This is a genomic window from Thermaerobacter sp. PB12/4term (genome assembly GCF_003403315.2).
In the GTDB taxonomy this organism is placed as follows: Bacteria; Bacillota; Sulfobacillia; order Thermaerobacterales; family Thermaerobacteraceae; genus Thermaerobacter.
This window is the reverse complement of record NZ_CP048407.1, coordinates 1651776-1665282: the sequence shown is the minus strand read 5'-3', so window position 1 is coordinate 1665282 and position 13507 is coordinate 1651776. Positions and strand designations below refer to the sequence as shown.

Below are 13507 nucleotides of genomic sequence, written 5' to 3'. Positions count from 1 at the left end.
GAGGTGACAGCGTGCGCGTGCAGTTGACGCCGGAGGCCGCTGCCTTCGCAGCTCGCGAGCTGGCCCGGCGGCCGGAACTGAACTACACCTTGACCGTCGAAGCCTTCCTGGTCTCGGGCTGCTGTTCGGCGAACCTGCCTCCCGAGGTGCACCTGGGGCCTCCGCCCAGCGGTGACTTCCGGGCCGTGACGGTGCCCCTGGTGGTCCCCGGCGGCATGCCCGCCGGCCCGGGTCGGGAAACGGACCGCGACCTCGCCGCAGGCCGCCGGCCGCTCCCTGCGGGCGATGGTGCCGGGGGGGAGGCGGCGGCCCGGGCGGCGGGCGCGCCGGCCGGGTCGCCCGAGCCGCCAGCGCCGGCGGCCGAGGTGTACATCGACCCGCTGGTGGATGAGTTCGTCAGGGACTGGTACGGGGAAGGCGGGCAGGAGCAGGCCCGGCGAGCGGTACTGCGGATCGCCCTGGCCCGGTACGGCGAGCGGGAAGAACTGACGGTCCGGCCCTGGCCTCCCCGGCCGGAAGAGGCCGGGGAAGAGGATCCGGCCGCCGCGTCACACCCCGCGCCGTGACGGGGGCCCCGGGCTTCCGCGCCTGCAGGCCGCATCAGGCCGTGGGGCAGCGGGCGCCCGGGACGGCCCGGAACAGAGCCCGGAGCAGGATGCCGGCCCGGGTCAGGCCGTCGCGGGCCCGCGGGTTCTACCCCCCGCACCCGCTTCGTAAGGTGCAGCGGGGGGATGTCCCGCCATGGGGCCCAAGGCGTGGTGGGTCTGGGCGCATGACCTGGGTGCCGTGCTGTGGCTGGGCAGCGTGCTCTACCAGCTGCTGGTGGTGGCGCCCGTCCTGGCCGGCCAGCCGCCCCTCTTGCGCCGGCGCCTCTGGTTGCAGCTGGTGGCCCGGTTTCACGGGGTGGCGGTCCTGGCGGCCGCAGCGGTGGTCGCCAGCGGCATGGCCCGGGTGCTGGCCCTGCCCTGGCCCCTGGCCCAGCTGCCCGGAACCCTGTACGGGCGCCTCCTGCTGGCCAAGATGGCAGGGGCGGCGGGCATGCTGATCACCGGGGCGGCCCTGGCCTTCGGGGTGACGGCCATGCTGCAGGATCCCCAGGGCATGGAGCGCTTTCCTCTGGCGGCCCGCTGGCTGGTCCTGCTGCTGGCCCTGGAGGCCGGCCTGGGGGCCGTGGTGCTGTGGTGTGTGGCGCGCATCCACGGCGGCTGAGGCGGCGTCGTGCTGCGACCATCAAGCCGGCAAGGCCTGGCCTCGGGCGCCGCGGGACGCCGGGATCGGGTGACCCCAGGAGGCGGCGCGGGCCGCCGGCGCCGGGCCGGCCTGGCCCGACGTGCCGGGGTGCGCCGCCGGTGCCGGGGACCGGCATCCGTTGGGCTACAATGGGGGCGTACCGCGGCGGCCGGGCCGGACGAGCCCGGCCGTGCCGACTTCGCCTAGGAAAGGGGACGCCCCATGCCACGACGGGCTGAAGAATTCGACCTGGAGCGGATCCAGCGGGCGGTGCTGGAGATCCTGGAAGCGGTGGGAGAAGACCCCCGGCGGGAAGGCCTGGTGGACACCCCCCGGCGGGTGGCGGAAGCGTATCAGGAGCTCTTCAGCGGCCTGGGCCGCGATCCCGCCGACGAGCTCAGCGTGTTCTTCGAGACGGACCACGATGAGGTGGTCCTGGTCAAGGACATCCCCTTCTACTCCATGTGCGAGCACCACCTGCTGCCCTTCCACGGACGGGCCCACGTGGCCTACCTGCCGCGCAACGGCCGCATCACGGGGTTGAGCAAGCTGGCGCGGGCGGTGGAGGTGGCATCGCGCCGGCCCCAGCTCCAGGAGCGGCTGACGGTCCAGATCGCCGACGCCATCGAAGAGCGCCTCAACCCCCGGGGCGTGGTGGTGGTCATCGAAGCCGAACACCTGTGCATGACCATGCGGGGCATCCAGAAGCCCGGCTCCTATGCCGTCACCTCCGCCGTCCGGGGGCTCTTCCGGGAAAACGTGGCCAGCCGTCACGAGGTCTTCGCCCTGATCCGCAGCGACCTGCGGCCCTGAGGGCGCCGGCCCCGGACGGGCGCTCCCGAGGCCGGGTTCGTCCCGCCGGCGGCCGCGGCGGCCCACGCCCGGCGCCCCCCGGGTCCCGGCAGGAATCGGCGGCCGCGCGGGGAACGGGAATGCCGATCGAGAAGGAGGGATCCCCTTGACCGACCGCCGCGACCCCTTCCGCGAGTACTCCATCGAGACCCTGGCGGTGCATGCGGGCCAGGCGCCCGATCCCGCCACGGGCTCGCGGGCCGTGCCGCTCTACCAGACCACGTCCTTCGTGTTCCAGGACACCGACCACGCCGCCCAGCTCTTCAACCTGGACGAACCCGGCAACATCTACACCCGCATCAGCAACCCGACCACGGAAGTGTTCGAGAAGCGCATGGCCTACCTGGAGGGCGGCGTGGCGGCCGTGGCCACGGCCAGCGGCCAGGCGGCGACGACGCTGGCCATCACCAACATCACCCGCGCTGGCGAGGAGGTGGTGGCCTCCTCCAGCCTCTACGGCGGCACCTACCAGCTGTTCGCCAACACCTTCAAGGACCTCGGGATCACGGTGCGCTTCGTCGACCCGTCGGACCCGGAGAACTTTCGCCGGGCCATCAACGAGCGCACCCGCTGCATCTACGCCGAGATCATCGGCAACCCGAAGCTGGACGTGCTGGACGTGGAGGCCGTGGCACGGATCGCCCACCAGCACGGGATCCCGCTGATCGTCGACAACACCTTCGCCACCCCCTACCTTTGCCGGCCCTTCGAGTGGGGTGCCGACATCGTGGTCCACTCGGCCACCAAGTGGATCGGCGGCCACGGCACCTCCATCGGCGGGGTGGTGGTGGACTCCGGCCGGTTCGACTGGGGGAACGGCAAGTTCCCCAGGCTGGTGGAACCCGACCCGGGCTACCACGGCATCTCCTACTGGAACGACTTCGGCACGCTGGCCTACATCACCAAGCTGCGCGTCCACCTGCTGCGCGACGTGGGCGCCAGCCTGAGCCCCTTCAACGCCTGGCTGTTCCTGCAGGGGCTTGAGACCCTGCACGTGCGCATGGACCGCCACTGCGAGAACGCCCTGGCCCTGGCCCTGTGGCTGAAGGAGCACCCCGCCGTGGCGTGGGTGGCCTATCCCGGCCTGCCGGACCACCCCACCCACCACCTGGCGCAGAAGTACCTGCGGCCCGGGCGGTACGGCTCCATGATCGTCTTCGGCGTCAAGGGCGGCCTGGAGGCGGGACGCCGGTTCATCGACAACCTGTCGCTCTGGTCCCACCTGGCGAACGTGGGAGACACCAAGTCCCTGGTGATCCACCCGGCGTCCACCACCCACCAGCAGCTGACTTCCGAACAGCGGCTGGCCGCCGGCGTGCCCGATGACCTGGTGCGCCTGTCGGTGGGCATCGAGGGGCTGGCCGACCTGCAGGCGGACCTGGACCGCGGCCTGCGGGCCGCCGCGGGATTGCCCCCGGCCCAGGGGGACGGCGACCCGGTGTCGACCCTGCGGCTCAACGACGAAGGGGTGATCCGCGAGGTGGTGGGCCGCGCCACCGTGGACGGACCCGGCGGTCCCCGGGCCCGGGTGGTGGCGGTGGTGGGACTCTCGTCCGATCCGGGGCGGCCCAGCTACCGGGTGGCACGCAAGCTGCAGCGGATGGGCTACAAGATCGTGCCCGTGAACCCGCGGGCCAGCGAGATCCTGGGCGAGCGGGCCTACCCCGACCTGGCCTCGGTTCCCGGCCCGGTGGACGTGGTGGTGGTGTTCCGCGCGCCCGAGCACGCGCCGGCGGTGGCCCGGGAGGCGGTGGCCCGCGGCGCCCAGGTGTTCTGGCTGCAGGAGGGCGTGGTGAGCCCGGAGGCGGCGCGCATTGCGGCCGAAGGCGGCCTCGCCGTGGTGATGAACCGCTGCATCTACAAGGAGGCCCAGCGCTGGCGCGGCCACGTGGCCACCTTCCGCGGCACCTCCTGAAGGAAGGCTGCAAATTGCCCCTTTCCAGACCGGTCGGATGGGATAAAATAGCCTTTGGCTGCTGGCAACTCGGGAGGTCGGTTGGATGGCACGCTACACGGGCCCGAAGCACGCCATGTGCCGGCGTGTGGGCCGGCCGCTCTGCGGGTCGCCCAAGTGCCCCGCCCTGAAGCGGCCCTATCCGCCCGGACAGCACGGTCCGGGCCGGCGGCAGAAGCTCAGCGAGTACGGCCGCCGCTTGCTGGAGAAGCAAAAGCTTCGCTTCATGTACGGGGTGCTGGAACGCCAGTTCCGGCGCTACTTCGAGCGGGCGCAGCGGTCCAAGGGCAACACGGGGGAGCGGCTGCTGCAGCTGCTGGAGACCCGGCTGGACAACCTGGTCTACCGGATGGGCTTTGCGCCGACCATCTGGGCGGCGCGCCAGCTGGTGGTCCACGGCCACATCCAGGTGAACGGCCGCAAGGTGGACCGCCCGTCCTACCAGGTTCGTCCCGGCGATGTGATCGCCGTGCGGGAGAAGAGCCGCCGGATCCCCCTGATCCAGGAGAGCCTGGAGAACGCCCAGCGGGCGCCGGAGTATCTGAGCGTCGAGCCCGAGAGGTTCCAGGGCACGCTGCTGCGGGTGCCCGCCCGGGACGAGATCCCCATCGATATCGAGGAATCCCTCATCGTCGAGTTCTACTCGCGCTGACGCACGGCAAGGCCGGTGCCCGGGCACCGGCCTTGCTCTTTCCCGGGAAGTTCGCCGGCCATGGCGGCCGGGCCAGCGGGAGGGGATGGCACGTGCGGATTCAGGCGGAAATGGCCGGGATCGTCCAGGAGGTCCTGGTGCAGGAAGGTCAGGCGGTGGAAGCCGGCCAGGACGTGGTGATCCTGGAATCGATGAAGATGCAGATCCCCGTCGCCAGCCCTGCCGGGGGCACCGTCCGGGCGGTGCGCGTGCAGCCGGGCGACTTCGTCAACCAGGGTGACGTGCTCATCGAACTGGATCCTTGAGAAGGCAGCGGTCACGGTAGAGCGCGGGAGGGGAGTCCATTGACCGGCGGCACCGGCGAGCTGGACCGGCAGCTCCTGGAGCGGATGGCCGCCGTGCGCCGCGGCGGCCCGGAACGCTATCATGCCAGGAACCGGGAGCAGGGCAAGCTCTTCGCCCGGGAACGGCTCAGGCGGTTGCTGGACCCCGACAGCCTGGTGGAGGATGCCACTCTGGCCAACGTGCTGGCGGGGGATCTGCCCGCCGACGGGGTGATCACCGGCATCGGCCGCATCGCCGGCCGGCCGGTGGCCGTCATGGCCAACGATTCCACGGTGAAGGCAGGTTCCTGGGGCGCCCGCACCGTGGAGAAGATCCTGCGCATTCAGGAACAGGCGCTGCGCCAGCGCATCCCCATGCTCTACCTGGTGGACAGCGCGGGGGCGCGCATCACCGACCAGGTGGAGATGTTCCCCGGCCGGCGGGGCGCGGGGCGCATCTTCTACAACCAGGTGCGCATGTCGGGCGTCGTGCCCCAGATCTGCCTGCTCTTCGGCCCCTCGGCGGCCGGCGGCGCCTACATCCCCGCCTTCTGCGACCTGGTGATCATGGTGGAAGGCAACGCCAGCATGTACCTGGGCTCGCCGCGCATGGCGGAGATGGTCATCGGCGAGAAGGTGACCCTCGAGGAGATGGGCGGCGCCCGGATGCACTGCACCGTCTCGGGCTGCGGCGACGTGCTGGTCGCCGGCGAAGAGGAGGCCATCGCCGCCGCCCAGGCCTACCTCTCCTACATGCCGAGCCACTGGGAAGAGCGGCCACCCCGGGCGGAGCCGCGCCCTCCCGCGCCGGGACCGGCCATCGACACCATCATCCCGGCCAGCGCCAACGTGCCCTTCGACATGTACCGGCTCATCGACCGCCTGGTGGACGAAGGTTCCTTTTTCGAGATCAAGCGCCTCTTTGCACCGGAGCTGATCACCGGGCTGGCGCGCCTGGAGGGCCGGGTCGTCGGCGTGGTGGCGAACCAGCCCAGGGTGCGGGGTGGCGTGCTGTTCGTCGACTCGGCCGACAAGGCCGCCCGCTTCATCTGGCTCTGCAACGCCTTCAACATCCCCCTGCTGTTCCTGGCCGACGTGCCGGGGTTCATGATCGGCTCGGCGGTGGAGCGGCAGGGCATCATCCGGCACGGGGCCAAGATGATCGCCGCCGTCTCCGAGGCCGAGGTGCCCAAGATCTCGGTCATCGTGCGCAAGGCCTACGGCGCCGGCCTCTACGCCATGGCGGGCCCGGCCTTCGGCGCCGATGCCTGCCTGGCCCTGCCCACGGCCCAGATCGCCGTCATGGGACCCGAGGCGGCGGTGAACGCCGTCTACTACAACCACATCGCCCAGCTGGAGGGGGAGGAACGCCAGCGCTTCATCGACGAAAAGCGGCGGGAGTACGCCCGGGACATCGACATCTACCGCATGGCCTCGGACCTGGTGGTGGACGAGGTGATCCCGGCGGCCCGGTTGCGCGAGGAACTGGCGCGGCGCTTCGCCCTGTACGAAAACCGCCGGCGGGATTGGCCCGCCCGCCACAACCCGGTGCATCCGGTCTGAGCCGCGGGGGCTCCGCGGCCGCCGGCGCCGTCCCGGCGTCGGAGCGGTAGCCCGGAGCCGGCTGCCTCTCCCGGCCGCTGGACCCGGTGTCCCGGCCGGTCGCCCCGCGTCGCGGCAGGCGGCCCGGGCGGAGGCCGCCTGCAGGCGGCGTGTCGAAACCTGTCTTTCGTTCGACACCGGCAGGAACGGCCCGGGGCAGGCGGTATCCCTGTTTGTATGGGAAGATACGTCCCGGCCCGGAGCGGAGCTGGACGGGCCCGGCGAGAGGCCGGGACCCGCGCAACCCACGGTGGGCCGGGTGGGGAGGTTGAGGGGGTGCCGCCGGAAGAACCCAGCGGCGGGCGCCGCGTTCTCGTGGTGGACGATGTGCCCGCGGTGCGCGCCTTTCTCCAGCTGGCCCTGGCCGAACAGGGCTATCAGGTCATGCTGGCCGGCGACGGTCAGACCGCGCTGCAGATGGCCCGGGAGGTTCAGCCGGACCTGATCCTCCTGGACTGGGTGATGCCGCGGATGAACGGGGCCCAGGTGCTGCGGGCCCTGCGCCGAGACCCGCGGCTGAAGCAGGTTCCGGTCGTGCTCATGACCGGCAGCGTGGGCGTGGACGAGATTGCCGCCGGCTACGGTGTGCAGTGGATTTTGGAAAAACCTTTCGGCGTGACCGACCTCTTTCTGATCCTGGAAGAGGCGCTTTCTGCCGTGGAACCGGCCTGACCCGCCTGCGGTGCGGGCCGGAGGCCGGTTCGGGCGGCGGAGCCTCACGGGAGGCCAGCCGGGGGGCAGGCAGGGCGCAAGCCCGCCTCGCCCCCCGGTGCCCTTTCCCGCTGCACACCGGCCGGGCACGAAAGACCCGAAAAAATGCGGCCTCCGAACGAGGCCGCGGGAGATGGGGCTGGGGCTGGTGCTGGGTTCCGTCCCGGTGGGCCGGAGTTCGTCCCGGGGTGGGCGCCGCGGGCGGATGGGCCGGGGTACGGCCGGGTCCGGCTTGGGGCTGGGTGGCTTAGCGCTGCAGGTAGCGGGCGTCCACCCATCCCTCGTACGTCCGGCCGTTGGCCTGGTAGCGCACCCGGGCCCAGCCGTCCTGCTCCTCCAGGATCTGGACCGTGCTCCCCTTGGCCAGGGTACCGACCCGGGTGGAGTCCTGGGTGGGTTCGGCGCGGACGTTGAGGTACTGGGTGGTGACGGTGGCCGTCTGGCCGGTGCTGGCCTGGGGTTCCGCCGGCTCGGCCGCCTGGTCCCCGGCGTCCGTGGAGCCGGTCTGGTCCCCGCCGGCGGCCAGGTCGTCGCCGGTGCTACCCTGATCCGACCAGCCGGCGGCCAGGTCGCCACCGCCCGCCAGAGCCGCGGAGATCTCGGCCTGCTGGGCTTCAAGCTGGGTCATGCGCACCATCAGGTCGTCGACGGTGGTCATCGTCTGCTGGACGTTGTTGAGCCAGCCCCCGACGCTGTAGGCCATGAAGGCGACCACCAGGACGGCGACCACGACCCAGAGGCGATTGAGTCGCTCCATACCCGCACCCTCCTCTCGTGGTACAGGAATATGGGGGGCTGTCAGCGATTATTCCGCCCGTCCAGCCCCGGCGACGGCCCGTTGTCCCCCGGGGCGGGGTGGGCTAACCTGGGAGCGATGGGGATGGAAGACCGGGCTGGAGGAAGGGAGCCTTGACGGTCTCTGCAACCGATGCCCAGGCCGCGGTGGTCCACCTGGTGACCCCTGGCCTGGAGGGTGAGGAGGAAGACCTGCCGCCCGCCCTGGTGGCCGCCCTGCGCCGTCACTGGCCGCGGGTCGCCGTCTGGCCCGTGGCCGACGGGGAGGCGGAGCAGATCCGCTGCCTGGCCGCCCTGCCCCCGGGCGAGCCTGTGCTGCTGGTGCCCGCCCGGGACGCGGGTCCGGAGCTGGGGGCGCTGGTGGCAGGCCGGGTGGCGGTGGCCGCGGGCCGGGTTCTTCCCGGCAGCCGGCTGGATACGTGGGTGGTGGAAAACTACCGGGCCGGATACCTGGCCGGCAAGCACCTGGTGAATCTCAAGCACCAGGAGGTGGCGTACCTGGGCCCGGCGGGCGAGTCGCCGGCGGCGGGCGAGCGGCTGCGGGGTTTTCGCCAGGCCCTGGCCCATAACGGCCGCCAGCTGCCGCCGCAGCGGGTCGCCCAGGTGCCGCCCGACCCCGGCGCCGTCACGGAGGCCTGCCGGCGCTGGTGGTCCGAGGAACCCGCCCCCACGGCCCTCTTCGCGGCCTCGGCGCAGCTGGCGGCCTGGGCGGTGGAGGCCCTGGAGGAGCTGGGCAAGACCGTTCCGGGGGACGTGGCCCTGGTGGCGTACGGCGGCGGGATGCTGGCCCGGGCGGTGCGGCCCCGGCTCACGGCCGTCGTGCCGCCCCTTGAGGAGCTGGCCCGGCAGGCGGCTGCGGTGCTGGCCCAGCGGGCCGCTGCCGGCCGGCGGGCAGGGGACGTACGGGCGGAGCCCGAACGCCTGGCCCCCCGCCTGATCATTCGCCAGTCCTGCGGCCTGCGGGCGGCGGGCGGGTGAAGTCCCCAGGCCGGAGGCCGCGGGGGTCCCCTACCCGTCCAAACCGGTGGCACCGGAACGGCGGGAGGCCGGAACCGGGCCCCCAGCAACGAAAACCCCGCCGGCTTCGGGCCGGACCGGCAGTGCCGGTCCCCGGCGGGGTTCTCTCCCGATGGCCGATGGTGCCCCGTGGCGCCTCCGCCTGCCCTGGGTGCCGGGCATTCCGGGCCAGCGGGCCACCGGATGAAAGCTCGACCCGGGCGCTCAGCCGCTGATGCCCGGCTGGCGCTGGATGACCTTCACCAGGGAGCTGGCGATGGCCTCCTGCTCCTGCTGGTTGGCCACCTGCCACATCTCCTTGAGCAGCCGCTGTTCGGGCGTGCGGGGTTCGACCTCCTGCGCCAGCCAGTCACCGATCTGCTGGGCGCGCGCCTTGATGTCCTGCTGGGACATCCCGGCCTGCTGGGCGGCCTGGATGCGCTGGGAGAGTTCCCTGGCGAACTGCTGGAACTGGTCGGTCACGGGCATGCGGAACAGCCTCCTTCCCGTTAGGTCGGGCGTAGTATCCGCGCACCCCCGCGGCGGTATTCCTAAGGAAGAACCCGGCCAGGGCGTGGGGCCACCCAGGGGCAGGGCGCGGCCGCGCTCCGGCCGGGCACCGGCCTGGCCCGGCCCGACGGCCCAAGGCCGGCGGCCTGGAGAGCGTCGAGGGGACGGAGGGCGGGGTGCCGCAGGCGGATGGAGGAGGTGTGAGGGCGTGCAGCTCGAGGAGCGCGTGCTGCCGGCCCTGGACGAGCGGGTCTACGAAGCGCGGGTGGAACCGGGCACCGAGGTGGTGGTGATCCGCAAGCCGGGATTTGGGAAGAAATACGCAACCTATGCCACCCGGTACGGCAGCATCGACCGGGTGCTGGAGGATCCGGAGACGGGGCGCCGGATGGAGATCCCGCCCGGGGCGGCCCATTTCCTCGAACACAAGATGTTCGACAAGCCCGAGGGCAGCATCCTCGAGCGCTTTGCCCGGCTGGGCGCCAGCATGAATGCCTATACGGGCCACTTCTATACCGTCTACCTCTTCTCGGTGGTGGAAGCCTTCGAGCCTTGTTTTGAGCTGCTGCTCGACTACGTGCAGGACCCGCGCTTCACCCCGGAAAGCGTGGCGAAGGAGCAGGGGATCATCGGCCAGGAGATCGCCACGGCCTACGACCACCCGATGCACCGGCTCTACTACGACTTCCTCGAGGCCATGTACCGCGAGCACCCCGTGCGTGACTGGATCCTGGGATCGCCCGAATCCATCGCCACCCTGACGCCGGAGTTGCTGGAGGCCATCCACCGCACGTACTACCACCCGGCCAACATGACCGTCTGCGTGGTGGGGGACGTGGATCCCCGGCGGGTGGTGGACATGGTGGCCGCCGACCTGGCCCGGCGCCACTTCCCCGCGCGGCCCCGGCCGCGGCGGGCCGTGCCCGAAGAGGGCCCCGACCTGGCGCGTCCCGTGGTGGAGCGGCAGATGGCCGTATCCCGCCCCTACGTGCAATGGGGCATCAAGTTTGGCGCCTTCCCGGCCGCGGAAGAGGGATTGCGCGATGCCGTCCTGGGCGATCTGGTGGCGGAGGCGCTGTTCGGCCGCCTGAGCCCATGGTATGAGGAGCAGTACCGCCGTCACATCATCACCGACCGCTACTGGTTTGGCCTGTCGGTGGTGCCCGGCGCGGCCCACTGGGAGGTGGGCGGCGAGACCGGCGACCCCGACGCCTTTGCCGCCGCCTGCAGCCAGCGCCTGGGGGAGGCCTTAAGCGGAGGGCTCGACCCCGGCCTTTTTGAAGCGGTGCGCCGTAAGGCCCTGGGCGAGTTCCTGTCGGTGCTGGATTCGCCGGAAGACCTGGCCCACGCCTTCCTCACGGACCGCTTCCTGGGGTGGGACTTCTACCGGCGGCTGGAGATCCTGGAACGGGTCGATGTGGAAGCGGCCAACCGCTGGCTGCGGGAGCATGCCGACCCCCGGCGCACGGTGCGGGCAGCGGTGCTGCCGAGGAAGGAGGCGGCATCATGAACGGCGGCCTGGATCTGCGCCGGGCGGCGGACTTCACCCGCCATGACCTGCCCGGCCTGCGCGTGCATGTGCGGCCCGATCCCCGGTTCAAGCGGGTGGCGGCCGTCCTGGCCTGGCAGATGCCCCTGGCTACGGACACCGCCAGCCCCTTCGCCCTGCTTCCGCGGTTGCTGCGCCGCGGGACCCGGCGTCATCCCGACCTGCCGGCCCTGGAGCGGGCTCTGGCGGGCCTCTACGGGGCCAGCCTGGGCGCGGGCGTGGAAAAGATGGGCGACCGGCACCTGGCCACCCTGACGCTGACGTGGCCGGCGGGCCGCTTCGTCCCCGGGGCCCGGGAGGAGGGCGCCGGCGGCCTGGTGGCGCGCGCCGCCGGGCTGTTGATGGAGGTGTTCACCGACCCCTACCTGGACGGCTCCAGCTTTCCGGCGGACCGGGTGGCGGAGGAAAAGGAGGCGCAGATCCAGCGCATCCGGGCCCTGGTCAACGACAAGGCGACCTATGCCTTGCGTCACTGCCTGGAGCACCTTTGCGCCGGCGAGCCTTACGGCCTCAGCGAGCTGGGGGACCCGGAGCGCCTGGCCGTGCTGGACGGCGAGGACCTGCTTCGCCTCCACCGGCGGGTGCGGGCCGTGGCTCCCCTGGACCTGTTCGTTGCCGGGCCGGTCGAGCCCGGCCCCCTGGTGGAGGCGGTGGCCGCAGCCTGGGAGCGGGCGGGCGGCGGGCCCAGGGAGGTCCTGTCCCTGCCTCCGGCGGTGATCCGGGGACCCCGCCCCGAGCCCCGGCGGGTGGAGGAGACCTTGCCCATGGAACAGGGATGGCTGGTCCTGGGGCTGCGGGCCCCCATCGGTTTCGACCACCCGCTGCGGCCGGCCCTGGAAATGTACAACGGCATCCTGGGCGGGTTCGTCCACTCCAAGCTCTTTCTCAATGTGCGGGAGCGGGCCAGCCTGGCCTACTCCGCCTGGTCCCGCCTGGTGCGCGGCAAGGGGCTGATCCTGGCCATGGCGGGCATCGACCCCCGCCGCCGCCAGGACGCCGAAGCCATCATGCTGCGCCAGGTGGAAGACATGGCGGCCGGTCGCATCAGTGACGAGGAACTGGAGGCCACCCGCCGCTCGCTGGTGGAACGCCTGCGGGCGGAGCTGGATCAGCCCGGTGCCCTGATCCGTGCCGCCCTGGAAGCGGAGGTCTACGGTCACCGGGACGACCCGGAAGAGCTGATCCGCGCCTGGCAGAACATGGGCCGGGCGGACATCCAGGCGGTGGCCCGGCAGGTGGGGCTGGATACCGTCTATTTCCTGCACGGCGGCCCCGGAACCCAGGGCAGTGAAGGTGGCCATGGCACGGCCTGAAAAACCCCATTCCCTGGAACCCGAAGCCCCGGGCCGGCGGGCGGGTCCCGGCCGGTGGCTGGTACCCGTGGCCGCGGCGCTGGCCCTGGCCGCGCTGACGGCCCTGGCCGTGTTCCTCTGGCCGGGGCCGTTCCGGCGGGAGGTCCTGGGCCGGGCCCTGGCTGCCGAGGTGGCCCTGGTCCTCCTGTCGGCCCTGAATTACTCCGGGTTCTTGTGGGGCCGGCGGACCTTTCTCGAACTGGTCACGGCCCAGCCCCAGCCCCCGCCGGACGAACTGGCCCGACGGGACGAGCTGTTTGTCCAGCTGGCGCTGGCGGGGGCGGTGCTGTTCCTCTTGTGGCTGCTGGCTGGGGGCTGAGGGAGGGCGGTGGGCAGGCGGCCGGGGGGCCCGCCGGCGAGCGGTGGCCCGGGGAGCCTGCGGGGAGCCTGCGGGTCCCCGGGGACGAACCGGGTGCCCGCCCTGGGGAACGGTGCGCTACAATAGCGGCGAAACCCTGAGGGACGAGGCCGGCCCCCGCCGGCCGGCGGGGCGGCCCCGGAGGATGCGGGAGCCGCCCGAGGAGGTGCCAGCCGTGGGACCTATTGGCTTGCCAGAGCTCTTGCTGATCGGCGCGGTCGCTTTGATCATCTTCGGTCCGGCGCGACTGCCCGAGCTGGGCCGCTCCCTGGGCCGGGCGATGCGCGAGTTCCGCGCGGCGGTCCGGTCCCTGGACGACGGTGACGATGATGCCCCTCCGGCCCGCGGGCGGGCCGGCACGGCCACGACCGCCGGGACGGGTGGTGCGGCGGCGGCCGCCGGCGCGGCGGCCGGTGCGGAGCCGGCGGGAGCGGCGGGCGCGCAGCAGCCGCCGGACGCTCCAGGCGCGCAACAGGAGCTGGCGCTCCAGGCCGTGCCCCAGGCTTCCCCCGCGGCGGGGAGCCCGGGAGGCGGCGCTGCAGGGGCGGCCGGAGCGGGCGGGTCCGCACCGGCGGCAGGGTCTCCGGCCGGCGAGCTGAGCCGCCAGGAACCGGCCGGGTGAA

At 72.4% G+C, this 13507-nt stretch carries 15 protein-coding genes; 13 read left to right on the top strand and 2 right to left on the bottom strand.

Annotation, left to right across the window (positions count from 1 at the left end; translation table 11 throughout):
- The first annotated feature begins 11 nt into the window (after positions 1-11).
- The 8 genes from DYI95_RS06945 (at position 12) to DYI95_RS06910 (ending at position 7285) form a co-directional block, all read left to right on the top strand.
- A complete protein-coding gene (locus DYI95_RS06945; RefSeq protein ID WP_116900490.1) occupies positions 12-566 on the top strand; it encodes a hypothetical protein in 555 nt (184 codons plus the stop codon).
- A gap of 175 nt (positions 567-741) precedes the next feature.
- Positions 742-1209, top strand: coding sequence for a CopD family protein (locus DYI95_RS06940; protein ID WP_116900491.1), 468 nt, complete (start codon positions 742-744; stop codon positions 1207-1209).
- 243 nt (positions 1210-1452) lie between these two features.
- A complete protein-coding gene (folE, locus tag DYI95_RS06935; protein WP_116900492.1) occupies positions 1453-2043 on the top strand; it encodes a GTP cyclohydrolase I FolE in 591 nt (196 codons plus the stop codon).
- Between the two features lie 145 nt (positions 2044-2188).
- Positions 2189-3997, top strand: coding sequence for a PLP-dependent aspartate aminotransferase family protein (locus DYI95_RS06930; RefSeq protein WP_116900493.1), 1809 nt, complete (start codon positions 2189-2191; stop codon positions 3995-3997).
- Between the two features lie 85 nt (positions 3998-4082).
- Complete coding sequence (gene rpsD, locus DYI95_RS06925) at positions 4083-4688, top strand: 30S ribosomal protein S4 (RefSeq protein ID WP_006903753.1); 606 nt, start codon at positions 4083-4085, stop codon at positions 4686-4688.
- 92 nt (positions 4689-4780) lie between these two features.
- Positions 4781-4993: an acetyl-CoA carboxylase biotin carboxyl carrier protein subunit gene (locus DYI95_RS06920; protein WP_116900494.1), complete on the top strand. Its 213-nt coding sequence runs from the start codon at positions 4781-4783 to the stop codon at positions 4991-4993.
- Between the two features lie 84 nt (positions 4994-5077).
- Positions 5078-6574: an acyl-CoA carboxylase subunit beta gene (locus tag DYI95_RS06915; RefSeq protein WP_116900584.1), complete on the top strand. Its 1497-nt coding sequence runs from the start codon at positions 5078-5080 to the stop codon at positions 6572-6574.
- 315 nt (positions 6575-6889) lie between these two features.
- The gene (locus tag DYI95_RS06910) at positions 6890-7285 is read left to right on the top strand and encodes a response regulator (protein WP_006903756.1); all 396 of its coding nucleotides are present in this window, start codon (positions 6890-6892) and stop codon (positions 7283-7285) included.
- Positions 7286-7571: 286 nt separating this feature from the next.
- Here the strand turns inward: DYI95_RS06910 and DYI95_RS06905 are convergent, their stop codons facing one another.
- Positions 7572-8081 (bottom strand): SH3 domain-containing protein, encoded by a 510-nt coding sequence (locus DYI95_RS06905; RefSeq protein ID WP_116900495.1) that lies wholly within the window; start codon positions 8079-8081, stop codon positions 7572-7574.
- Positions 8082-8233: 152 nt separating this feature from the next.
- On the opposite strand from DYI95_RS06905, the gene DYI95_RS06900 reads away from it, so the two are divergent.
- Complete coding sequence (locus DYI95_RS06900) at positions 8234-9097, top strand: substrate-binding domain-containing protein (RefSeq protein WP_116900496.1); 864 nt, start codon at positions 8234-8236, stop codon at positions 9095-9097.
- A 243-nt stretch (positions 9098-9340) separates the two neighbouring features.
- Here DYI95_RS06900 and DYI95_RS06895 read toward each other — a convergent pair whose 3' ends face one another.
- Positions 9341-9604, bottom strand: coding sequence for a DUF3243 domain-containing protein (locus DYI95_RS06895; protein ID WP_116900497.1), 264 nt, complete (start codon positions 9602-9604; stop codon positions 9341-9343).
- Between the two features lie 229 nt (positions 9605-9833).
- Here DYI95_RS06895 and yfmH point away from each other — a divergent pair, with 229 nt between their 5' ends.
- The 4 genes from yfmH to DYI95_RS13090 all read left to right on the top strand — a co-directional run bounded on the left by yfmH (position 9834) and on the right by DYI95_RS13090 (position 13506).
- Entirely contained in the window at positions 9834-11135 is a 1302-nt protein-coding gene (gene yfmH / locus DYI95_RS06890) for an EF-P 5-aminopentanol modification-associated protein YfmH (protein ID WP_116900498.1), read from the top strand.
- Positions 11132-12487, top strand: a complete 1356-nt coding sequence (gene yfmF / locus DYI95_RS06885; protein WP_116900499.1) for an EF-P 5-aminopentanol modification-associated protein YfmF — start codon at positions 11132-11134, stop codon at positions 12485-12487. The genes yfmH and yfmF overlap by 4 nt, the downstream gene beginning before the upstream one ends.
- Positions 12474-12845, top strand: coding sequence for a hypothetical protein (locus tag DYI95_RS06880; RefSeq protein ID WP_116900500.1), 372 nt, complete (start codon positions 12474-12476; stop codon positions 12843-12845). Before yfmF ends, DYI95_RS06880 begins: the two co-directional genes overlap by 14 nt.
- 214 nt (positions 12846-13059) lie before the next feature.
- Positions 13060-13506 carry a twin-arginine translocase TatA/TatE family subunit gene (locus DYI95_RS13090; protein WP_116900501.1) on the top strand — a complete coding sequence of 149 codons (447 nt, stop codon included), beginning with the start codon at positions 13060-13062 and terminating at the stop codon, positions 13504-13506.
- The last annotated feature ends 1 nt before the right edge of the window (position 13507 follow it).